General features: G+C 66.2%; 21 protein-coding genes. 13 read left to right on the top strand and 8 right to left on the bottom strand.

All coding sequences use genetic code 11. The features are described from left to right. The first annotated feature begins 159 nt into the window (after positions 1-159). On the top strand, positions 160-1,482 hold the full coding sequence (locus AC07S4_RS11855; RefSeq protein WP_494986841.1) for an aspartate aminotransferase family protein: 1,323 nt from the start codon (positions 160-162) through the stop codon (positions 1,480-1,482). A gap of 64 nt (positions 1,483-1,546) precedes the next feature. On the opposite strand, the gene AC07S4_RS11850 is transcribed toward AC07S4_RS11855, so the two are convergent. The 3 genes from AC07S4_RS11850 to AC07S4_RS11840 are packed head-to-tail and all read right to left on the bottom strand — an operon-like array spanning position 1,547 to position 5,139. Beyond that, positions 1,547-2,398 carry a fumarylacetoacetate hydrolase family protein gene (locus tag AC07S4_RS11850; protein WP_494986840.1) on the bottom strand — a complete coding sequence of 284 codons (852 nt, stop codon included), beginning with the start codon at positions 2,396-2,398 and terminating at the stop codon, positions 1,547-1,549. Then, the gene (locus AC07S4_RS11845; protein ID WP_494986839.1) at positions 2,343-3,737 is read right to left on the bottom strand and encodes an MFS transporter; all 1,395 of its coding nucleotides are present in this window, start codon (positions 3,735-3,737) and stop codon (positions 2,343-2,345) included. Before AC07S4_RS11845 ends, AC07S4_RS11850 begins: the two co-directional genes overlap by 56 nt. A 4-nt stretch (positions 3,738-3,741) precedes the next feature. Then, a complete protein-coding gene (locus tag AC07S4_RS11840; protein WP_494986838.1) occupies positions 3,742-5,139 on the bottom strand; it encodes a KamA family radical SAM protein in 1,398 nt (465 codons plus the stop codon). 227 nt (positions 5,140-5,366) lie between these two features. On the opposite strand from AC07S4_RS11840, the gene AC07S4_RS11835 reads away from it, so the two are divergent. Both AC07S4_RS11835 and AC07S4_RS11830 read left to right on the top strand, forming a co-directional pair. Next, positions 5,367-5,837, top strand: coding sequence for a cache domain-containing protein (locus tag AC07S4_RS11835; RefSeq protein ID WP_494986837.1), 471 nt, complete (start codon positions 5,367-5,369; stop codon positions 5,835-5,837). A 15-nt stretch (positions 5,838-5,852) separates the two neighbouring features. Continuing rightward, the gene (locus AC07S4_RS11830) at positions 5,853-7,541 is read left to right on the top strand and encodes a methyl-accepting chemotaxis protein (RefSeq protein ID WP_494986836.1); all 1,689 of its coding nucleotides are present in this window, start codon (positions 5,853-5,855) and stop codon (positions 7,539-7,541) included. Positions 7,542-7,554: 13 nt separating this feature from the next. Here the strand turns inward: AC07S4_RS11830 and AC07S4_RS11825 are convergent, their stop codons facing one another. Next, the gene (locus tag AC07S4_RS11825; RefSeq protein ID WP_494986835.1) at positions 7,555-8,121 is read right to left on the bottom strand and encodes a DNA-3-methyladenine glycosylase; all 567 of its coding nucleotides are present in this window, start codon (positions 8,119-8,121) and stop codon (positions 7,555-7,557) included. Between the two features lie 154 nt (positions 8,122-8,275). Here AC07S4_RS11825 and AC07S4_RS11820 point away from each other — a divergent pair, with 154 nt between their 5' ends. From AC07S4_RS11820 to AC07S4_RS11805, 4 genes are all read left to right on the top strand, one after another. Next, positions 8,276-9,142 carry an HDOD domain-containing protein gene (locus AC07S4_RS11820; RefSeq protein WP_494986834.1) on the top strand — a complete coding sequence of 289 codons (867 nt, stop codon included), beginning with the start codon at positions 8,276-8,278 and terminating at the stop codon, positions 9,140-9,142. 19 nt (positions 9,143-9,161) lie between these two features. After that, complete coding sequence (locus AC07S4_RS11815; RefSeq protein ID WP_494986833.1) at positions 9,162-10,352, top strand: hypothetical protein; 1,191 nt, start codon at positions 9,162-9,164, stop codon at positions 10,350-10,352. Between the two features lie 90 nt (positions 10,353-10,442). Next, positions 10,443-11,621: a tetratricopeptide repeat protein gene (locus tag AC07S4_RS11810; RefSeq protein ID WP_494986832.1), complete on the top strand. Its 1,179-nt coding sequence runs from the start codon at positions 10,443-10,445 to the stop codon at positions 11,619-11,621. A gap of 58 nt (positions 11,622-11,679) precedes the next feature. Beyond that, positions 11,680-13,629, top strand: coding sequence for a CocE/NonD family hydrolase (locus AC07S4_RS11805; RefSeq protein WP_494986831.1), 1,950 nt, complete (start codon positions 11,680-11,682; stop codon positions 13,627-13,629). Between the two features lie 78 nt (positions 13,630-13,707). On the opposite strand, the gene infA is transcribed toward AC07S4_RS11805, so the two are convergent. Next, positions 13,708-13,971, bottom strand: a complete 264-nt coding sequence (gene infA, locus AC07S4_RS11800) for a translation initiation factor IF-1 (protein ID WP_494986830.1) — start codon at positions 13,969-13,971, stop codon at positions 13,708-13,710. Positions 13,972-14,344: 373 nt separating this feature from the next. Between infA and AC07S4_RS11795 the strand changes: the two genes are divergently transcribed. Beyond that, positions 14,345-15,070: a hypothetical protein gene (locus tag AC07S4_RS11795; protein ID WP_494986829.1), complete on the top strand. Its 726-nt coding sequence runs from the start codon at positions 14,345-14,347 to the stop codon at positions 15,068-15,070. Positions 15,071-15,073: 3 nt separating this feature from the next. Here the strand turns inward: AC07S4_RS11795 and AC07S4_RS11790 are convergent, their stop codons facing one another. Further along, entirely contained in the window at positions 15,074-16,420 is a 1,347-nt protein-coding gene (locus AC07S4_RS11790) for an MBL fold metallo-hydrolase (protein ID WP_494986828.1), read from the bottom strand. 90 nt (positions 16,421-16,510) lie between these two features. Between AC07S4_RS11790 and AC07S4_RS11785 the strand changes: the two genes are divergently transcribed. Together AC07S4_RS11785 and AC07S4_RS11780 are read left to right on the top strand one after the other, a co-directional pair. Further along, positions 16,511-16,867, top strand: coding sequence for an ArsR/SmtB family transcription factor (locus AC07S4_RS11785; protein WP_494986827.1), 357 nt, complete (start codon positions 16,511-16,513; stop codon positions 16,865-16,867). Further along, positions 16,864-17,937, top strand: coding sequence for an SRPBCC domain-containing protein (locus tag AC07S4_RS11780; protein ID WP_494986826.1), 1,074 nt, complete (start codon positions 16,864-16,866; stop codon positions 17,935-17,937). Before AC07S4_RS11785 ends, AC07S4_RS11780 begins: the two co-directional genes overlap by 4 nt. Before the next feature lie 70 nt (positions 17,938-18,007). On the opposite strand, the gene AC07S4_RS11775 is transcribed toward AC07S4_RS11780, so the two are convergent. Beyond that, a complete protein-coding gene (locus AC07S4_RS11775; RefSeq protein ID WP_494986825.1) occupies positions 18,008-18,502 on the bottom strand; it encodes a DNA-deoxyinosine glycosylase in 495 nt (164 codons plus the stop codon). Positions 18,503-18,579: 77 nt separating this feature from the next. Between AC07S4_RS11775 and AC07S4_RS11770 the strand changes: the two genes are divergently transcribed. Genes AC07S4_RS11770 through AC07S4_RS11760 form a run of 3 tightly spaced genes read left to right on the top strand, consistent with a single transcriptional unit; the run spans position 18,580 to position 20,493 of the window. Beyond that, positions 18,580-19,017: an Mpo1 family 2-hydroxy fatty acid dioxygenase gene (locus AC07S4_RS11770; RefSeq protein WP_494986824.1), complete on the top strand. Its 438-nt coding sequence runs from the start codon at positions 18,580-18,582 to the stop codon at positions 19,015-19,017. A gap of 46 nt (positions 19,018-19,063) precedes the next feature. After that, a complete protein-coding gene (locus tag AC07S4_RS11765; RefSeq protein ID WP_494986823.1) occupies positions 19,064-20,008 on the top strand; it encodes a DMT family transporter in 945 nt (314 codons plus the stop codon). Next, complete coding sequence (locus tag AC07S4_RS11760; protein ID WP_161072839.1) at positions 20,005-20,493, top strand: GNAT family N-acetyltransferase; 489 nt, start codon at positions 20,005-20,007, stop codon at positions 20,491-20,493. Before AC07S4_RS11765 ends, AC07S4_RS11760 begins: the two co-directional genes overlap by 4 nt. Here AC07S4_RS11760 and AC07S4_RS11755 read toward each other — a convergent pair whose 3' ends face one another. Further along, entirely contained in the window at positions 20,494-21,951 is a 1,458-nt protein-coding gene (locus AC07S4_RS11755; protein WP_494987137.1) for a glycine betaine ABC transporter substrate-binding protein, read from the bottom strand. Positions 21,952-22,014: the final 63 nt, after the last annotated feature.

Here is a 22,014-nt window from a genome sequence, read left to right as displayed (position 1 = left end):
TTGAAGGCATTTCTTGGTGGCTACGGTAGGCCAACGGTGTAAAGAATTCCGACAGTAGCCCCTTGGGAACATTGTTAATTGCGCAGGGCAAGACAAAAATCAACAAGCCCGCGCGCACGGCGTTTTATCGTCGTCTTTCCATTCCACCGCGAGGACGACATGAGCCATATCATTCACCGCAGCCTGCGCCACACTCCCCCCATCGCCGTCAGCGGCAGCGGCATCACCATCCGCGACAGCCGTGGCAACAGCTACATCGACGCCAGCGGCGGCGCCGCCGTGTCCTCGCTGGGCCACGGCCATCCGGACGTGAGCGCCGCCATGCATGCGCAGATCGACCGCCTGGCCTATGCCCACACGGGCTTCTTCACCACCGAGGCTGCCGAGGCGCTGGCCGAACGCCTGGCCCACGACGCGCCCGGCGACCTGAATCACGTCTACCTGGTGTCCGGCGGCTCGGAAGCGATGGAGACGGCGCTCAAGCTGGCGCGCCAGTACTTTGTTGAAAGCGGCCAGCCGCAGCGCAGCGTGTTCATCGCGCGCCGCCAGAGCTACCACGGCAACACGCTGGGCGCGCTGGCCCTGGGCGGCAACGCGTTCCGGCGCAAGCATTTCGCACCGCTGCTGATGGACGTGCGGCGCGTGTCGCCCTGCTACGAATACCGAGACCGCCTGCCGCAGCAGACGCTGGGCGACTACACCGCGTCCCTGCTGTCGGAACTGGAGGCGGAGATCCTGGCGGCCGGGCCGGACAAGGTGATCGGCTTTTGCGCCGAGCCGGTGGTGGGCGCCACGGGCGGCGCCATTCCGCCCACGCCGGGCTATTTCAAGGGCGTGCGGGCGCTGTGCGACAAGTACGGCATGCTGTTCATCGCGGACGAGGTGATGTGCGGCATGGGGCGCACCGGCACGCTGTATGCGGTTGAGCAGGAGAACGTGCTGCCGGACCTGGTGGCGCTGGGCAAAGGCCTGGGCGCGGGCTACCAGCCCATCGGCGCGGTGCTGGCGCGCGAGCATGTGGTGCAGCGCATACGCGACGGCAGCGGCGTGTTCCAGCACGGGCACACCTACATCGGCCATCCGGTGGCGGCGGCGGCGGCGCTGGCGGTGCAGCGCATCATCCAGCGCGACTGCCTGCTGGGCGCGGTGACGGTGCGCGGCGCGGCCTTCAAGCGCATGCTCAAGGACGCGTTCGGGCAGCATCCGCACGTGGGCGATATCCGGGGACGGGGGCTGTTCTGGGCGCTGGAGCTGGTGAAGGACAGGGACAGCAAGGAGCCGTTCCCGTCGGCGGCAAGGCTGCACGCGGCGGTGAAGGAGGCGGCCATGGGACGCGGGCTGATGGTGTATCCGATGGGCGGCACCATAGACGGCGAGCGCGGCGACCATGTGCTGCTGGCGCCGCCGTTCATCGCCACCGAGGGGGAACTGGGGGAGATCGTGTCGCGCCTGCAGGAGGCGCTGGCGAGGGCGCTGGCTTAGCACGGCGGGTTACGGCGTGCCGCCTAAGCCGCCCTACGGCATCGCCATGTCCCCGCCCGTCAGCTCAGTACTGCTGGTAGGCGATGACGTCCTGCTGCTGTTCGCCGAGGCCGGCGATGCCCAGGCGCAGGAAGTCGCCTTTCTTCAGGAAGCGTTTCGGCTTGCGGGCGTTGCCCACGCCCGGCGGCGTGCCGGTGGCGATCACGTCGCCCGGTTCCAGCGTCATGTACTGCGACAGGTAGCTGACGATCTGCGCCACCGAGAAGATCATGTTTTCGGTGCTGCCGGTCTGCATGCGCTTGCCGTTCAGTTCCAGGTACAGGTCCAGCTGGTTGACCTGGTAGACCTCGTCGCGCGTCACCAGCCACGGCCCCACGGGACCGAAGGTGTCGCAGCCCTTGCCCTTGTCCCACTGCGAGCCCTGCTCGAACTGGTACTCGCGCTCGGACAGGTCGTTGATGACGCAGTAGCCGGCGATGTGCTTCTCGGCGTCCTTCTCGCTCACGTAGCGCGCGCGGGTGCCGATGATGATGCCCAGCTCCACTTCCCAGTCGGTCTTTTTCGAACCCTTGGGCAGCATCACCGGATCGTCCGCGCCGGACAGGCAGGTGGTGGCCTTCATGAAGACGATGGGCTCCTTCGGAATCGGCAGGCCCATTTCTTCGGCGTGGTCGTAGTAGTTCAAACCGATGCCGATGAATTTGCCCACCTTCGCCACCGGCACGCCCATGCGCGGATTGCCGCGCACCAGCGGCAGATCCGCGTGCGGGATCTTGGACAGTTTTTTGATGGCCTTGTCGGACAGCTGCTCGGGACCGATGTCATCGATCACGCCGGACAGGTCGCGCAGCTTGCCTTCATCATCTATCAGGCCGGGCTTCTCTTTGCCGGGCCGGCCGTAACGAACCAGTTTCATAATCTTCCTTGGAGTTGATAGCCGCCATTTTACCGGATCGCGCGCGGCCACCCCGGCGGCGCATCAGGAAGCGTACCAGGCCCACGGTTTGCAGCAGCACCAGCACACCGAACGCGGCCCGGTAGGCATTGGCCGGATAGTGCTGCAAGGCGTCCGGCCGCCACAGGCCAACGATGGCGCCGAAGCCCGCCTGCACGGCAAACGCGCCCAGGAAAATCAACAGGTTCAGGCAAGTGGACGCGCGTCCCGTGAGCCCCGGCGGCATGGCCTGCGCGACGATGGCGTACTCGATGCCGGTGATGGTTCCCACCAGCGTAAACAGCACCGACAGCAGCTGGTAGCTCGGCGCCCAGTCCAGCACAAAGCCGCACTGGATGGCGATGTAGAGGGCAATGCCGGCGGCCGCCACGCTGAGCGGCGCAATCTTCTTGCGCGCGGCCCACTCGGTAATCATGCCGACCGAGATGGCGCCGAAGATCACCGCCGCCATGCCGAGGTAAAGCAGCCAGGCGATGGCCTGCTGGTCGAAGTGCGCCACGTCGTTCAGCCAGCGCGCTATCCACAGGCCCTGGATGCCGAAGAACACCGCGTGCGGAACCAGCACCAGGGCGGCGGTGTCGCGGAACACGGGGTGGGCGTAGACCTCGGCCAGCATGCTGCGCAAGGGCAGGCGCTGCGGCTTGCGCGGCGCCTCCGGCGGCGTGGGCGCGAGCAGGTAGATCAGCAGCGCGATGATGGCGCAGCCTGCCGCCAGCGCGATGAACAGCCAGCGCCAGTCCACGTAGTGCAGCGCCAGCCGCACCGGCAAGGTGCCGCTGGCCGCGCCCAGGCCGCCTGCCGCGATCAGATAGCCTTGCACGGACGGCAGCTTGGCGGGCGAGATCCAGGTGGAGATGGATTTGACGGCCGCCATGAAACAGCCCGCCAGCCCCACGCCCATCAGCGCGCGCGCCAGCAGCAGCTGGTTCAGCTCGCGGCTGCCCGCGAAGGCCAGCGCGCCGATGGCGGCCACGGACAGCATGGCGAACTGCACCCGGCGCGGACCGTAGCGGTCCAGCGCCACGCCCACCGGCAGCTGCACCAGCGCGAACGAAAAAAAGTAGGCGCTGGTGAGCAGGCCCAGTTGCGCCGGCGTGAGCGACAGCTCGGCCATCAGCTGCGGCGCCAGGATGGCGTTCACATTGCGCAGCAGGCTGGAGATGTAGTGGCCCAGCGCGAAAGGCAGGAACACCAGGAAAAACACCTGCACGCCCGGCAGCGAACCGGGTGTGCGCACGCGGCCGATAACGGCAGGCACGCCATACGCCAGCCAGGACGGCGCCCTATCGGCAGCTCTCATGGCGTCAGGCGGCGTTGCTGTGGGAGCCGCAGCCCGAGGGCGGCAGCACCGCCTCGCCGCGCGCCGTCGCCAGGCGGATGATCTTGCGCGGCGCAGCTTCGCCCTCCTCGAAGAAGAACTTGTCCTTGCCGAAGGCCGGCACCAGGTCGTCCATCCAGGTCGCGTCCGGATCGTACTTGGCGTAGAAGGGCTTGCGCACCCAGTCCGCATTGCGCGCCTGCAGGAACTGCAGGGCAAACACCTTCTCGCCGGCGATGGTGGCCACGCCGTCTATCACCACCTTGCCCGGGAAGGCGCTCATCGAAGGCCCGCGCACCGTGCGCGACAAGCCGGACACCATCTGGTAAGCCTGCTGGAAAATCTCGTGCGCGCGCGCCAGCGGCAGCTGGAAGTATTCGCGCGGGCCGGTGTCGCGCTCCACGAACATGTAGTACGGGATCGCGCCCAGCCTCACGCCGGTGGTCCACAGTTCGGCCCAGCTTTTCGGGTCTTCGTTGATATGCCTGATCAGCGGCCCCTGCATGCGCAAGGTGGCGCCGGTGCCGACGATGCGCTTGACGGCCTTCTGCGCAATCTCCTGCCGCAGCTCCACCGCGTGGTTGTAATGCCCCATGATGGCCATGTTCTTGCCCGAGTTGACCACGCGCTCGAACAGGCGCAGCAAATCGTCCGCGTCCTTGTCGGACACGAAGCGCTGCGGCCAGTACGCCACCGACTTGGTGCCGATGCGGATGTTCTGGATGTGCGCCAGCTCCGGCGCCAGCAGCGGCTCGATGAACTCGACCAGCGAACGCGTGTTCATGATGAGCGGATCGCCGCCGGTGATCAGCACGTCCGTCACTTCCTTGTGCTCGCGCAGATAGGCCGCCAGCTGCGTGGTTTCCTTGGCGTCGAACTTCATGTCGTCCATGCCGACGAACTGCGGCCAGCGGAAACAGAAGGTGCAGTAGGCGTGGCAGGTCTGCCCCGCGCTGGGGAAGAACAGCACCGTTTCCTTGTACTTGTGCTGCAGGCCTTTCAGCGGCGCGTCGTTCACGCGCGGCACGTTGTGCGTCATCTGCCCTGCCGGGTGCGGGTTCATGCGCATGCGGATGCCGTGCACATATTTGGCGATGGCCGCGTCGTCCTTCTTCACCAGCACCAGGTCGCGCAGATGGGCGTACTCCTCCGGCGGCAGCATGTCGCGGTGCGGGAACACCAGCCGGTAGATCGGATCGTCCGGCACGTTGTTCCAGTCGATCAGCTGGTCCAGCACATATTCATTGGTGCGGAAGGGCAGCACGTGCGACACCACTTGCGTGGCTTCGCGCAGTTCCTCCGGCATCCATTCCCACTGGCGGGCCTGCTTGATGGTCTGGCGGGTGTAAGGCTTGAACTTCACGGGCATGGCGTCTGCGGTCATTGCGATCTCCTGTCTGAAGTGGTTGGCGGGCACTTCATCGTAGTTTTCAGGCGGCCATTCGCGTTGCCTTACATCAATTTGCAACCGGCTATTTTCTAGAAAGTAAGAAATCTTTGACGCATCTGCATGGCGCGAACATGACTTGCAGCAAGCTTGCGTTATCGCAATTCGGACTACGCCTGCCGAGCGTAAATTAATCCGACACACACACCCTTGGGAGTAAAGCCATGAAACGACTGATGAACACCGCCCTGCTCTGCCTGGGACTGGCCGCCGCGGCGGCTTCGGCTTCGGCCTGGGCCAGCAATGAACCCACCGAAAAAGACGCCATCGCCATGGCCGAACGCGGCGCCGCCTTCATGAAGGCGAACGGCAAGGAGGAAATGATGAAAAAGATCAGCGGCAAGGATCCGGAGTTCCTGCAAGGCTCGCTGTACGTGGACATGCGCGACATAAACACCGGCATCGTGCTGGCGCACCCGGTCAACCCCGCCATCGTCGGCAAGGACCTGACCGACGTGCCGGACGCCAACGGCAAGAAGTACCGCCGCGAGATCATCGAACTGGCCGCGAAGAAGGGCAAGGGCTGGGTCGACTATATGTACAAAAACCCCACCACCGGCAAGATCGAACCGAAGACCACCTACATCCTGAGGGTGGGCGACGTGGTGCTCGAAGCGGGCATCTACAAAAAATAAGCCTTGGAGGCAGCCATGCTGAACAAAATGCGGATAGGACCGAAACTGCTGCTGGCGCCCGGCCTGGTGCTGGTGCTGCTGGTGGCCACGTCGGCCAGCGCCTGGTACGGCATGGTGCGCCAGAACACGGCCATGGAGAACCTGGTGCAGGTGCGCGCCGCGCGCCTGCAGGCCACCGCCAGCGTGATGGGCGACGCCCGGCTGGCGCACGCCAACATCTACCAATTGCTGGCCTGGATCAACGGCAGCTTTGCGCAGGCGCGGCTGGACGCGCTGGGCGCGCAGATCAAGTCGCGCCATGCCGGCGTGGACAAACAGCTGGCCGCGCTGGCCGGCGTGGCCGATACGGCCGAACGCGCCATTGTCGACGCGTCCTCACAGGCGCTGGCGGCCTACCGCAAGCAGGTGCTCGAGACCATGGAGATCGCGGCGGTGGACCAGTCCATCGCCACCAACTCCATGGCCAAGGCCGAGGCCCAGTTCGTGCTGCTCAACGAGCAGCTGGGCAAGCTGGCCGCGCTGGAAAAGACGCTCAGCGTGCAGGCCCACGCGGAAGCGCGCGCGGGCTTCCATGCGCTGGGCGCGACCATGGCCGGGCTGGTGCTGCTGTCGGTGGCGCTGTCGCTGCTGGTCACGATACGGGTGCGCGCGGCGCTGCTGCGCGACGTGCAAGCCATCGGCGGGGCGGTGCAGGAACTGGCGGCGGGCAGGCTGGTGCTGGGCCGCCGCAACGAAGGCCGCGACGAGATCGCCGACACCGCGCGCGCGCTGGACCAGACCATCGCCAACCTGAACCAGACCCTGCTCACCGTGACGGGCGCGGTGCAGGCCATCGACACCGCCTCGCACGAAATCGCCAGCGGCAACCTGGACCTGTCCAACCGCACCGAACGCCAGGCCGCCTCGCTGGAGGAAACCGCCAGCGCCATGCAGAACCTGACGCAGGCGGTGCGGCAGAACGCCGACAACGCGCGCCTGGCCTGCGACCTGGCAGCCAGCGCCAGCGGCCTGGCCAGCAAGGGCGGCGAGGCAGTGGCGCAGGCAGTGCACAGCATGGATACGATACGGGCCAGCTCGCGCAAGATCGTCGAGATTATCGGCGTCATCGACGGCATCTCCTTCCAGACCAATATCCTGGCGTTGAACGCGGCGGTGGAGGCGGCGCGCGCCGGCGAATCCGGGCGCGGTTTCGCAGTGGTGGCGTCCGAGGTGCGCACGCTGGCGCAGCGCTCGGCCGGCGCGGCCAAGGAGATCAAGGCGCTGATCGCCGCGTCCGTGGCCACCATAGACAGCGGCAGCGCCTGCGTGAACCAGGCCGGCAGCAGCATGGACGACATCGTGGCCTCGGTGCGGCAGGTGAACGACATCATCACCCGCATCAGCGACGCCAGCGCGGAGCAGGCGCAGGGCATCACGGAGGTGAACCAGGCGGTGGAGCGCATCGACGACGTGACGCAGCAGAACGCCGCGCTGGTGGAGCAGGCCGCCGCCGCGGCAGCCAGCCTGCAGGAGCAGACCGCGCACCTGTCGCAGGCGGTGGGCGTGTTCCAGCTGGACCAGGGCGGCGAAGCCGGGGAGCCAGCGCCAGCACCCGCCGCGCAGCACGGCGAGCGCCGCGCCCCGGCCAGCCCGATGCGCGGCGTGGCGGTGGTGGCGCCCGTGCCGCGCCAGCGCCCCGCCGGCGGGTTGCGGGCTGCGCCCTAAGCCGCCATGCCCGCTACCGGAACGGCTTGCTGAGAAACCGCGAGCCCGCCTCGCCGAAGCGCCACGGCAACTCCACCGCCTTGGAAATACCGATGCGCGGCCCCACGGCCAGCGCCACCGGCCCGGCGGGCGGCAGCAGCGCGAACGGCGGCGCCGTCAGCGCCAGGCCGTTGTGCGCGCGCGTCACCGCCATCGCCTGGCACAGCTTGCCCGGTCCGGAGCACAGCATGCGCACGTCCTCGCCGCCGCGCCGCACCCGCATCGCGTCCAGCCCCGCCAGCGGCTCGATGGCCCGTATCAGCACCCCGGCCCCGTGCCCCGGCTCGCGGCACACAAAATTCAGGCACCAGTGGATGCCATGCGATAGATACACATAAGCATGCCCCGGCGGCCCGAACATGGAGGCGTTGCGCGCGCTCGGCCCGTTGTAGGTGTGCGCGGCCGGCTCGCTCATGTCGTAGGCCTCGGTTTCCACTATGCGCCCGCCCACGCCGTTCACCAGCACTGTCACACCGATCAGCTGCGGCGCCACCTCGTGCGAAGGTGCGCTAAAATCTATCCCGGCGATGAAAGTAGTCATATCGGCAATGGTAGCGCGCCACGCGGTGCCCAACTGCCAATATTTCAATGTAACAGCCCGCATTTACATTTTTTTTCTTGGAATTTTGCGCTATAGCAACGCGGAACAAGCGATAATCAAAGATCCACGCCGATCCGCCTTTGTCCTAAACATCATGACCTCAGTTGCAGCCCCCGCCCCGGTAATCGAAACGACGGTAGAAGACGCCCTGCTGCGCTCCATCCGCATACCGCCGCGCCCCAGCCTGCTGGTCGACCTGCAACGGGAACTGGCCGAGGCGGACCCGTCGCCGCGCCGCATCGCCCGCATTATCGGCAACGACGTGGGCATGTCCGGCGCGCTGCTCAAGCTGGCCAACTCGCCCTACTTCGGCGCCGCGCGCAAGGCCAAGTCGGTGGAACAGGCCATCAATTTCCTCGGCATCAACCAGTGCGCCGCGCTGCTGACGGGGCTGCTGGCGCGCCAGGCCATCGACGGCAAGGACGGCAACCTGGACAGCTTCTGGGAAGTCTCCGCGCGCCGCGCGCAGGCGCTGGTGTTCACTTCGCGCAAGCTGCGCATCGCCCCGCCGGACATCGCCCACACCTTCGGCCTGTTCTGCGACATCGGCGTGCCGCTGCTGATGAACCGCTTCGCCGACTATAAAGACACCTTCGCCCTAGCCAGCCGGGACGCCGAGCGCAAGTTCACCGCCATCGAAGACGCCCGCCACAGCACCAACCACGCCGCCATCGGCTGCCTGCTGGCGCGCAACTGGGGCCTGTCGCCGGACGTGTCATGGGCCATCCTGCACCACCACGACTACGCCGTCATGACGGACGACGCCACCGACGACGCGGTGCGTTCGCTGGTGGCGCTGTCGGTGCTGGCCGACAAGGGCATCCAGCGCTTCCACGGCAACAGCGCCTCGCTGGAATGGGACAAGGGCGGCGAGATCGCCTGCGCCCACCTGGGCCTGTCCGAAGACGAAACCGACGACCTGCTCGACGAGCTGCACGAAACCTTCCACATCGAACACTAAACACGCCTTACGCGCACACATGCCTAAAAATAAGCGCCCCGCTCCCCGCAAGAACAGCACGCCCCCCGAAGACAAAGAAGAATTCCTGGCCGAGGCGCTGTGCGCCGCCGCCCTGGAACTGGCCGAACAGGAAGACAGCGACCAGCTGAGCGCCGAGCTGCGCCAGAAGGCCGCCGAGTTCCCGCGCCAGGTGCGCAAATACGTGCAGCAGAAGAAGGACGAGCTGCTCTACAGCGCGATCGAACTGGCCCGCTTCGAGGACGTGGACGCCTACCGCCTGCTGCGCGACACGGTGGAAGAAGCGGCCGGCACGGTGCTGGTGCGGCGCGAAGGCCAGCCCGACGTCGAGATCAACGCCTTTGCCATTCCGCTGTTCGTGCGCAGCACGGGCGGCCTGGCGCAGGCGCAGGAATTCCAGGACGAGGCGGCCTTCGAGGCGCTGCTGCAGAGCTTCACCAAGGGCGGCCTGGAGAGCCCCAAGGCCAAGGTGGTGCTGGTGCAGCACGCCTACGACCTGGACGAGATCGACCGCGTCAGCTACAGCCAGCTGAACGCCATGGTGCGCGAAGCCACCACCTCGATGACGGACAAGAAAATGCACGCCGCGCCCGCGCTCGAGCGCAGCATGGGCGGCTGGGCCGCCACCGCCTTCGGCGCGGACGACACCGCGCTGGAGCTGCGCTTCCTGCTGGGCTTCGCCATGAAGCGCGCCGACGACCCGTTCTACCTGGCGCCGGAAGGCGAGCAGGAGCAGGACGACTACTACGCCGCCCGCATGGAGCGCTACCGCCAGTGGACGGTGGACGCCGCGCCGCTGGTGCAGCGCTGCCTGGCCGGCGCCCGCCCGCTGGAGCTGAACTTCCTGTACCAGGACCTGTTCTACGGCGCCAAGGAGCAGGCGCAATCCGAATACGCGCTGCTGGACACGATGGCCAAGCTGGGCCAGGCGCTGGCAGCGCATCCCGGCGCCAGCGCCGTGATCGCCCCGGCCGACGTGCGCGGCAGCATGGTGCTGCGCGTGAACCTGTACGGCGCGCCCGGCACGGCGCCGCTGCTGTCCTGCGACCAGCCGATCGACCTCGGCTGCGACCTGCAGCTGGAAGTGGACAATATCGCCGACGCGCTGGCCACCATAGGCTTGCAGGCGGTGTCCGTGGCGCAGCGTTTCGACGCCCAGGGCCAGCCGGTGGACGCCCGGCCGCTGGGCTGATCCGCAGCGCGGCGCCATGACGCGCCGCCGCATAATTGCCGTTTGACAGTCACAAAGCAGCCGAGGATACTTGTTTCATGGAGGTGTGCCATGAAACGCTTTGCTGCCCTATCGCTATTCCTGCCGCTGCTGGCGGCGCTGCTGTCCGGCTGCGCCACCGCACCGCCTCCGCCGCCGCCCCCGCTGTTCGCCGACCAGCTGTTCAGCCGCCCCAGCGAAAGCACGGCGCCCGAGCAGATCTTCGCGGTCAATCCGGAAATGCACGCCTACGCGGACGCGCTGCGCGTGGCCAACCACAAGCGCCCCATCCAGCAGGTGCTGTTCGACGCGCTGTACCGGAAAGAACAGCTGCAGCTCGAATACGACTCCACCATGACACGCAACGCCGCCCAGACCTTTGCCGCGCGGCGCGGCAACTGCCTGTCGCTGGTCATCATGACGGCCGCCATGGCGCGCGAAATGGGCATGACGGTGCGCTACCAGTCGGTCACCACGGAGGAAACCTGGAGCCGCAGCGGCAACCTGTATTTCGCCAGCGGCCACGTCAACCTGGTGCTGGGCAAGCCGCGCCTGAAAGACATCAACGCGGTGGACAACAACCACTACATGGTGGTGGACTTCGAACCGCCCGCCGAGGGCCGCAAGATGCTGGTGGAGGAGATCAGCGAGCAGCGCATCATCGCCATGTTCATGAACAACCGCGCCGCCGAATCCCTGTCGCGCGGCGAACTCGACAATGCTTACTGGTGGGCGCGCAAAAGCGTGGAAACCGACCCGTCCTTCCTCAGCCCCTACAACACGCTGGCCATCGTCTACCAGAAGCACGGCAACCTGCCGCAGGCCGAGGCCGCGCTGCGCTATGCCGGCGTGCTGCAGCCGGGTAACCTGATCGCCATGTCCAACCTGGTGACCGTGCTCGAGGGCATGGGGCGCCGCGACGAAGCGGCGGTGCTGCGCAGCGAGCTGGTGCGGCGCGAGCCCAATCCGCCCTTCCACTACTTCAACCAAGGCCAGCTGGCCATGCAGGCCGGCGACTACACCAAGGCGCGCAACCTGTTCGCGCGCGAGGTGGACCGTTCGCCCTACTACCATGAGTTCCACTTCTGGCTGGCGGTGGCGTCCTACAAGCTGGGCGACCTGCCCACCGCCGACAAGCACATGAAGCTGGCCATGGACAACAGCACCACGCGCGGCGACCACGACCTGTACGCGGCCAAGCTGGACCGGCTGCGCATCCAGGAGCGCCAGCGCAACGCCTATACCAATTGACGAGGCAGGCAAGGGGCGGGTTACACTGTCGGACTCAATCCCGACACGGTAACCGCCCATGACCGCATTGCGCACGCCCATCTCCGCCCTGGCCTTCGGCCTGCTGCTGGCCTACAGCGGCGCCCACGCCGCCGCCGCTCCCGCACCGGCCGCCGCCACCGACGAATACTCGGTGCGCGAGCACTACACCAAATACGAATACCGCATCCCCATGCGCGACGGCGTGCGCCTGTTCACCGCCGTCTACGTGCCCAAGGACACTTCCAAACGTTATCCCTTCCTGGTGCAGCGCACGCCCTACAGCGCCGGCGTGACCGTGGACGAGAAGCTGCGCTACGGCGTGGACTTCTATCCCAAGCACGTGGGGCCGTCGCGCGAATTCGAGACCAGCGGCTACATCTTCGTCAAGCAGGACGTGCGCGGCCGCTTCATGTCCGAAGGCAAATGGCAGGAGATGACGCCGCACGTCAATCCCGGCCGCAAGCCGGGCGAAGGCAATGAGAGCCAGGACATGCACGACACCGTGGAATGGCTGCTGAAGAACGTCCCCAACAACAACGGCAAGGTCGGCATCCACGGCATTTCGTATCCGGGCTTCTACACCTCCGCCAGCATCATCGATTCGCACCCGGCCATCAAAGCCGCCTCGCCGCAGGCGCCGGTGACGGACCTGTACATGAACGACGACTCCTACCACGGCGGCGCCTTCATGCTGGCCGCCAATTTCGACTTCTACGCCGCCTTCACCGAGGAGCCGAACCCCACGCCGCTGCCGGCCACCTGGACCGATTTCGACTACGGCGGCAGCGACGCCTACGACTTCTTCCTCAAGCACCGCACCCTGGAAAAAATCGGCGCCACGATGACGGACAAGCAGCGCGCGCTGTTCTGGCCGAACGTGGAGCACAGCACCTACGACGCCTTCTGGCAAAGCCGCAATATCGCGCCGCACCTGAAGAACGTGCGCGCCGCCGTGCTCACCGTGGGCGGCTGGTTCGACGCGGAAGACCCGCAAGGCCCGTTCACCACCTACCAGTCCATCAAGCGCAACAACCCGGCCATCTACAACGGCCTGGTGATCGGACCGTGGGTGCACGGCGGCTGGGCGGCCGACGAGGGCAAGCGCCTGGGCCATGTGCGCTTCGACGCCAAGACCTCGGACTACTACCGCCAGCAGATCCTGCTGCCCTTCTTCGAGCAGCACCTGAAAGACGAAAAAGGCCCGGCCCCGGCGAACGTGCGCGTGTTCGAAACCGGCAGCAACGTGTGGCGCAGCTACAGCGCGTGGCCGCCGCAGCAGGCCAAGGCGCGCACGCTGTACTTCGGCGCCAACGGCACGCTGGGCTGGCAGCAGCCGGCCGCCGCCAGCGGCGCGGGCTACGACGAGTATGTGAGCGACCCGGCCAAGCCGGTGCCCTATATCGGCTACCCGGCCACCGGCGTGCCGAAGGAATACATGGTGTCGGACCAGCGCTTCGCCGCCTCGCGGCCGGACGTGCTGGTGTACCGCAGTGAAGTGCTGGAGGAGGATGTGACGGTGGCCGGCACGGTGTCGCCCAAGCTGTTCGTGTCCACCAGCGGCACCGACGCGGACTGGGTGGTGAAGCTGATCGACGTGTATCCGGACGACTATCCGAAGCAGGAGGCGGGCAAGGACGAGGAGCACGACGTGGGGCCGCCGCAGGTGAACATGGCCGGCTACCAGCAGCTGGTGCGCGGCAATCCGCTGCGCGGAAAATTCCGCCGCAGTTTTGAAAAGGCCGAGCCTTTCGTACCGGGGAAAGTGGAAGCGCTGGACTACAGCATCGGCGAAGTGAACCACACCTTCCGGCGCGGCCACCGCATCATGGTGCAGGTGCAGAGTTCATGGTTCCCGCTGGTGGACCTGAACCCGCAAACCTTCATGGAGATTCCGCGCGCAAAGCCGGAGGACTTCAAGAAAGCCACGCAGCGCGTCTACCACGCGCCGGGCATGGCGTCGGGTATCGCGCTGCAGGTATTGCCGTAAAGCGAGCTGAGCCGCATTCGGGGGCTGACGGGGACGCCGAGTTCCCGAATGCGGCTCAGCTTGGTAGGCGCGCGCGGCTTAGCGGCGGCGCGGGAAGCTCTGCGTCGGCGCCGGGCCGCGTTTTTCGATGTGGCGGAAAATGATACGGCCCTTGCTCAGGTCGTATGGCGACAGTTCCAGCGTCACCTTGTCACCCGCCAGAATGCGGATGTGGTTCTTTTGCATTTTGCCCGAGGTGTAGGCGATCAGCTTGTGGCCGTTGTCCAGGTCCACGCGGAAACGCAGTTCCGGCAGCGCTTCGGACACCACGCCACTCATTTCGATCAGTTCTTCTTTAGCCATGCATTTACTCCTGTGTGGGCGCTGCTGCGCCAATTCGGGGACCAACGGGGGGAGGACGGGAAGGTAGGAAAAAAAAAGCCCGCTTGCTGCGGGCTTCGTTTCAATGTATTGCCAATAATGCTACAATCGCTGCTTGGCCCGTGCTATCTGCGCGGTGCCGGAGCTTCGGACGCCCATGCTATCTGCATAGTGCCTCCAATGTGTAAACCGACTATCGTATCTTGAACTACAATCCCCTCCGGCCTGATGAGCTTCGCTGCTTTACACACGCGGCACCGGCTGTCCCGTAGGGGGCGGCGGGGTTCAACTCCACCGAAGACGCAAGTGTAACACACATTTGTGCGCCGCACAAAACTATTTCTCAGAAAAAATCATGGATTCCTCCAGCAGCACCGAACTGCCCTTCCGGGCCACCACCGCCGAAGCCTGCGCCTGGCTGGCGCAGCAGACCGCCACCCCTTGGACGCTGGCCCTGCTGATCGAGCACGGGCTCACGCCCTACGTGTGGCTGGACTACGACGCCGCCTACCCCGAGCTGTTCGGCGACGCCAACGGCGGCTACGCCGCGCCGATCTTCTACGAGGGGGACACGCAGCGCCTGGCGGCGGGCAGCGAGGACGTGCTCATCACCATCACCAAGGACGCCTACAAAATCGTCACGCGCCTGCCGGAGCCGGGCTTCCGGCGCGCCTTGCACGAACTGCGCTTCCTGAAGAAGGAAGTGGAGAAGCTGGCGGGACGGATCAAGCACGAGGCCGAGGAAGCGGCCAGGCCGCCCAAGGTGGAAACCGCGCGCGAGTCGCAGTTCGGCATCCCCAAGGCCGAGGTGCTGGCCGCGTTCGGCCGCCTGGCCAAGCTGGATATGGACAAGGCGCTGGACGGCGCCATCGGCATCTTCGGCGACGACGGCGCGCGCGTGAAAGCCAGCGCCAGAAAGTCCAAGCGCAACGCGGTGTGGAATCCGGTCACCCTGGCGCTCGGCCTGCACGACGTGTACGGCGTGCCGATCGGCTCGCTGAAGCGCGCCTTCAAATCGCACGACTTCCTGTACGACTGGAGCGGCGACTGGGAGCAATCGCTGGCCTTGCTGGGCAAATAGCCTCTAACGCGCCAGCAGGCGGCGCAACTGGGCGGCCTGGTAGGCGCCGAAGGTGTCGCTGAACAGGCAGCGGACCAGGGGATCGTCGACCGCGTCCACCTCCTCCTCCTCCGCCAACTCCCGCTCGGTGGCCGCGTCGAACACGGCGTCGTTGATGCGCATATACATGGACGTCAGCGACTCGCCCAGCTCCAGCGCGGCGTACAGCTTGGCCGCCGGGATTTCCGTGGTCCAGCCCAGCGGCCCGGCGCCGCCGTCGGCCAGGGCCGCGCCGTCCGCCTGCAGCCGGTAGCGGAACTGCGCGCACTCACCGCCATGGCCGTAGACCGACAGCTGCCAGATGCGCGGCGCGTCGAAATACCCGGACGATGCTTCCACGTCGCCGTATTTCTCCACCAGGCCCACCCGGCAGTATTCCATCACCCGCGCGTGCTGCTCCGCCGTGAGCGGCGCGAAATGGCGCGCAATGTCGGCGGTGGCTGGCGGCGCGGCGTTGCCTTCATACTGGTAGTCCACGTCCTGCCCGCCCACCGGCGCAATCCAGGGCAGCGGCGGCGCGGCCGTCAGCGACGCGCCGTCCAGCAGCACCGACACCGAGGGATTGAGCCGCACCACCTGCGCCTGCGGCAGCGCCGCGCCCACCTCCTGCGTGAACTGGCGGTAGCTGATGGGGAAGAAGGCGCGGTTATACCAGGACCACGGCTCCTGCAGGAACTGGCAGGAACTGGGCACCACGTAGCGCGGATTGAGCACCTTCAGCTGCGCAATCCATTCCTCGGGCAGCTCGGGCGGCGCGGCGCTGCTGCGCGACGGCTGCAGGACTTCGATCTCGCGCATGGTCTGGAAGGGCCACAGCACCATATCCCACGGGCCTTCCCGCGCCAGCTGGGCCAGCGTGGCGTCGTCTATCCACGAGTCGACCACGTTGAGCACATTCATGCCGGCCGCCTTCACCTGGAACATGGAATCCACGTCCGCATCCATCGCCTCGCGCGGCACCACCTCGAACGGGCCGATACGCACCGGTACGTTCAGCCGCAGCTGCTGGACGTTGACAAAGCCGAGCTGGCGCACCATGTCGAACAGCTCGTCGAAGATGCAGTAGATGTACAGCGGCGTGGCGCGGTCCAGCAGGTCCAGGCTCTCCAGCGAACAGTGGTCGTCATGGAAGTGCGAGATGAAGACGGCGGCGAATTGCTGGCGCCGGATCTGCTCGTGGTCGAAGCGCACGTCCGGGAAGGCGTGGCAGTTGCGGCTGAAGGGATTCTCGAAGATGGTGTCGAACGCGATCTGCGTGCCCTCGCACTCGAACACATAGCCCGCGTGCAATATTCTCGAAATTTTCAGCATGCCACCCTCCTCAGTTGGCGGCATTCTACCTCCTCGCGCACCGCACAAAACCGCTTGACGCCGAATTCTTGCGGGCCTATATTAACCCTTATGGGTGAATATAAAACAAATCAGCTCGATGAACTGTTCGCGGCGGTGTCCGACGGCACGCGGCGCGCCATCCTGGCGCGGCTGGCGCAGTCCGATGCGCGCGTGACGGAGCTGGCGAGCGCGTTTCCGATTTCGCTTAATTCCACCTCCAAGCACATCCGCATCCTTGAACGCGCCGGGCTGGTCACGCGCAGGGTGCAGGGCCGCGAGCATGTGCTGTCGCTGAACGCCGCGCCGATGGCGGAAGCCGCCGAGTGGATGGAGTTCTACCGCCGCTTCTGGGAAGGCCGCCTGGCCGCGCTGGAAGACTTTGTACTCAAAAAACGCAGCACGGACAAACCCGGGAGCACACAATGAACCAATCAGCCCAAGGCAGCACCACTATCGTCGTCAAACGCACCATCGCCGCCACCGTCGACGAGCTGTTCGACGCCTGGCTGGATCCGGACAGCCTCGCACAATGGATGCATCCCGGCACGACTGCGCGCAGCACCGCCAGCGTGGATGCGCGCGTGGGCGGCGCCTTCGAAGTGCTAATGCACTACCCGGACCAGCCCCTGCGCCACCACGGCGTGTACCGCCAGATCGAGCGCAACCGGAAACTCAGCTTCACCTGGATTTCCGACGCCACGCACCACACGGAAACGCTGGTGACCGTGGAGTTCAACATCGCCGGCGCCGGCACCGAGATCGTGCTCACGCACGAGCGCCTGCCCGGCCAGGAGGCCTGCGCACAGCACACGCAGGGCTGGACGCTGGCGTTCGACCTGCTTGCGGACCTGGCCGCCAAGCCGCTGGTGCTCACCACCTTCGACTGGGTGCCCGAGATGCCGAGGGGCTTCGTGCGCGACATCCGCGTGCGCTGGGCGCTGGAAGAAGCCGGGCTGCCCTACCGCGTGCAGGGCGTGCCCTTCAGCGACAGGAATGCCGAGCACTTCTCGCACCAGCCCTTCGGCCAGGTGCCGTGGCTGACAGACGGCGACCTCTCCATCTTCGAAACCGGCGCCATCCTGCTGCACCTGGGCGAGCGGAGCGAGACCCTGCTGCCTGCCGCCCCGCGCGGCCGCGCCGAGACGCTGGAGTGGCTGTTCGCCGCCCTCAATTCGGTCGAGATGGCCAGCCTGCCCTGGTCCCTGCTGCAGTTCTCGGGCAACAATGACGGCACACCGGGATGGAACATGATGGACAGCTTCCTCAAAAAATCCCGCCTCGCGCACCTGGAGCCGGTGCTGGCCAGTCGCGAATGGCTGGCCGGCCCCTTCTCCATCGCCGACATCGTGATGGCCGACGTGCTGCGCCTGGTAGACCGTTTCGACGGCCTGGCCGACTATCCCGCCTGCCGCGCCTACCTCGCCCGCGCCACCGCCCGCCCGGCCTTCATCAAAGCCCACGCGGACCAGATGGCGCATTTCGCGGCAGCGGACTAGTCCTGGCTTGCAGCTGGCAATTGCATGGTTGGACTCCTTGGAAAAGGGCTGCGATCCTTGTTAGTACAACTCAGAGCAACCGTTTCCAATGCTCCAGCTTTTGTGCCAGCGTTAGCGAAGCATGAGCGGGAGAGGTCGAAGGCAGCACCAGCGTGCGGTAGCCCTCGGCGGCGAATTGGGGGGCGAATTTGCCCGAGGTTAGTCCGTTGAAGCCGACCGTTTCCAGCGCGGGGCACAGCTCGCGCAGACGGGCGAAGTCGTTGGCGGCGGGTTTGCGGATGGCCGAATCCAGGCTGCCTTCGCGCTCGCAGGCGCCCAGTACATCCCACAGGCCGAAACCGTGCGCCAGCAGGCGCGGCAGGCGCTCGGCGTATGGCAGCCCGGCCAGATCCTCCCCCGTCAGCGCCGACAGGATAGGCCACAACGCATTGCGCGGGTGGGCGTAGTATTGCTGCGCCGCCAGCGAGGCGGCGCCCGGGAAACTGCCCAGTATCAGGATGCGCGTGCGGACGTCGATTACCGGGGCCAAGCCGGCCAGCGCCGGGGTTTCTTGTTTGTTCGTCATGGCGTCTTGTGAGGGAGGGGTTACAGTGTAGAATCGAACGGTAGTACTGAACAATAACAATGCTGGAGATTCTGAGCATGAGTGAACCGCGTCCCATCGATGTCCTGCTGGCCAAGTATAGCGAAAGCCATCTGAACCACACCAACGAGATCATCCATTTCGTGTGCGTGCCCGCCATCGTGTTTTCCCTGCTGGGCCTGATCTGGTGCCTGCAACCCATGGCCGCGCTGGGCGTGGTGCTGCTGTCGCTGGCGTATTACGTGCGCCTGTCGATCCCCTTCGCGGCCGGCATGCTGGTCATGTCGCTGCTGATGCTGGGCGTGCTGTCGGTGTTGCCGCCACCGGCCATCCTGCCGCTGTCGGTCGCCATCTTCGTGCTGGCCTGGATAGGCCAGTTCATCGGCCACAAGATCGAGGGCAAAAAACCGTCCTTCTTCGACGATGTGCGCTTCCTGCTGATCGGCCCGCTGTTTGTGCTGGGCTTCCTGTACCGCCGCCTGAAATTGGCTTACTGACGCTATCTCCCAAGCAAGATGCAGCGAAAATCCGTATACTGCGCGGATGTCCTCGCCTATTCTCTTCGCCATCGCCTGCCTGATCTGGGGTTCCACCTTCTGGGCTATCACCTTGCAGCTGGGCGACGTCGCCCCGGCCGTCTCCATTGTTTACCGCTTCGGCCTGGCCTCGGCCACGCTGTTCGCCTGGTGCCTGCTGCGCGGCGACCGCCTGCGCATGCCGTGGAAAGTGCAGCGCTGGATGCTGCTGCAGGGCGTGGCCACCTTCGCCATCAGCTATGTGTGCACCTACACGTCGGAACAGTACCTGGTGTCCGCGCTGGTGGCCGTGCTGTTCGTGCTGATGGTGTTCTGGACCCCGATCTGCAACCGCTTCATGTTCGGCACGCCGCTGACCTGGCGCATGTGGAGCGCGGCGGCGGTGTCGATCTGCGGCGTAATCCTGCTGTTCTATGAGGCCATCCACCACGCCTGGAACGACATCCTGTCCGGCGGCAGCGGCCATTTCCTGCTTGGCCTGGCGCTCGCGCTGTGCGCCACCGTGGCCAGCACCATCGGCAATGTGGTGGTGGTGAAGGTGCGCGAGGAGTCCTCGAATGTATTCCTGACCATGGCCTGGGCCATGTTCTGGGGCACCCTGGCGGTGGCCTGCTGGGCGCTGCTCAACGGCCAGGAATTCCGCCTGCCGTCGCGCGCCAGCTACTGGGCCGGCCTGGTCTACCTGTCCCTGTTCGGCTCCGTGATCGCCTTCGGCGCCTATTTCACGCTGATCCACCGCATCGGCTCGCAAAAGGCCGTGTACATCGGCGTGGTGACGCCGGTGATCTCGGTGCTGCTGTCCATCCAGCTGGAGCACTACCGGCCCGGTGCCATGGAGTGGTTCGGCATGGTATTGTGCTTGTCCAGCGTGGTGTGGGCACTGAAGGCGCCCGCATCCTCCGCCAAACCCGTAAAAACCGTCCCTTTAGAAAACCAACTTGAAGCGCAATGAACTCTACTAGCCTGTCCATCCGCCCCGCCCTGCCTGAAGACGTGAACGCCATTTTCGGCATGATTTTTGAGCTGGCGGTGTTTGAAAAACTGGAGCACATGGTGGTGGCCAACGAGGCCAAGCTGCATGAGAGCCTGTTCGGCGACCATCCGGCCGCCGAGGCGATCGTGGGCGTGGAGAACGGCGAGGTGGTCACCTTCGCGCTGTTCTTCCATAACTTCTCCACCTTCCTGTGCCAGAAGGGCTTGTACCTGGAAGACCTGTATGTGAAGCAGAATTGCCGTGGCAAGGGCTACGGCAAGCAGATGCTGGTGGCGCTGGCGCAGCTGGCGGTGGAGCGCAAATGCGGCCGCTTCGAGTGGTCAGTGCTGGACTGGAACGAGAACGCGATCAAGTTCTACCAGGGTATGGGCGCCACCGTGATGCCGGACTGGCGCATCTGCCGCGTGACCGGCGACGCGCTGTCGCAGCTGGCCACGGATTGATTATCGGCCGGCGCGGCCCGCCGGCGCCGCCCAGCGTTCCAGCAGTTCAAACAGGCCTTGCGTCAGCAGGGCCAGCACGGCGGCGGGCAGCGCGCCCGCCAGCAGCATGTCGTTGTCGTTCAGCGCCAGGCCAATGGTGATGCGTTCGCCATAGCCTCCGGCGCCGATGAAGGCCGCTATCGTGGCCGTGCCCACGCTCATCACCGCAGCCGTTTTCACGCCCGCCAGTATCACCGGCATGGCCAGCGGCAGTTCCACATGCACCAGCTGGTGCCATCCTCCCAATCCCAATGCCTGCGCCGCCAGTTTCAGGCCGGACGGGACCTGGCCTATGCCGGTGCAGGTGTTGCGCACAATGGGCAGCAGCGCGTACACGAACAGCGCCACCAGCGCGGGCGCCGTGCCTATGCTGCCCAGCAGCGGGATCATCATGGCCAGCAGGGCCAGCGAGGGGATGGTCTGCAGCACGCCGGTCAGCGCGAGCACCGTCTGGCGCAGGCGCGGCACGTAGGCGGCCAGCACGCCGAGCGGAACGCCCACGGCGCAGGCCAGCGCCACCGCCAGCAGCACCAGGGTGATGTGCTGGCGTGTGAGCGTCCACAGGCTGGCGTCGAAGATTTTCGCGAGCAGGCCGGGACGCGCGGCCGGGGCCGGGGCGGCGGCAGGTCCGGCGCCGGCCGCGTGGGCGGCAAGCCAGGCGCTGGCGACCGAGGCGAAGCTCTTGCCCTCGACTTCGGCGGCGGCGTTCATGGCGATCATGCCGTCGGCGGAGATGCGGCCTTCGAGCTGCTCGATGGCGCGCCAGGCGGCGGGGAAGCGCTGCACGGCGTCCAGGCGGTAGAGCAGCACGGCGTCGTAGCGGGGGAAGTAGCCTTTGTCGTCCTCCAGCACGCGCAGGCCGTATTGGCTGATCTTGGCGTCCGTGGAGTAGATGTCGATGACGTCCACCTGCTTCTGCGCCAGCGCTTCGTAGGCCACGCCGTGATCCAGTCCCACCGGCTTCTGCGCCAGGCCGTAGCGCCGGGCGAGCCCGGGCCAGCCGTCGGCGCGGCCGATGAATTCGTGCGACAGGCCGAACTTGTAGCCGCCCTGCCCCGCCAGCGCGCTCAGTGTGCGCACGCCGCCGTCTCCACGCGTGGCCAGGGCGTAGGTGTTGTTGAAGCCCAGCGGCACCGCCACGCCCAGCCCCATAGCCGCCAGCTCGCGCCGCAGCTGCTCCAGCGGCGCGGGCGTGCTGCGCTTCAGGATTTCGAACGCGATGGTGCCCGTGTATTCGGGATAGACGTCGATCGACCCCGCCTTCAGCGCGGCCAGCACGATGGCGGTATTGCCCAGCCCTTGCTTGTGTTCCGCCGTGGCGTGCGGCGCGGCGGTCTGCAGCAGCACTTCGCCCAAGATGTAGGATTCGGTGAAACGCTTGGAGCCTATGCGCAGAACGCCGTCGTCCGGCGCAGCCATCGCCGGGGCGGCCAGCAGGGCCAGGCCGAGCGCCAGGGCGACGGCCACATACAGGAACGCGCA

The organism is Pseudoduganella sp. GW821-FHT05F09 (assembly GCF_059419605.1).
The sequence above is the reverse complement of the archived record's forward strand: the minus strand, read 5'-3'. Positions and strand labels throughout refer to the sequence as shown.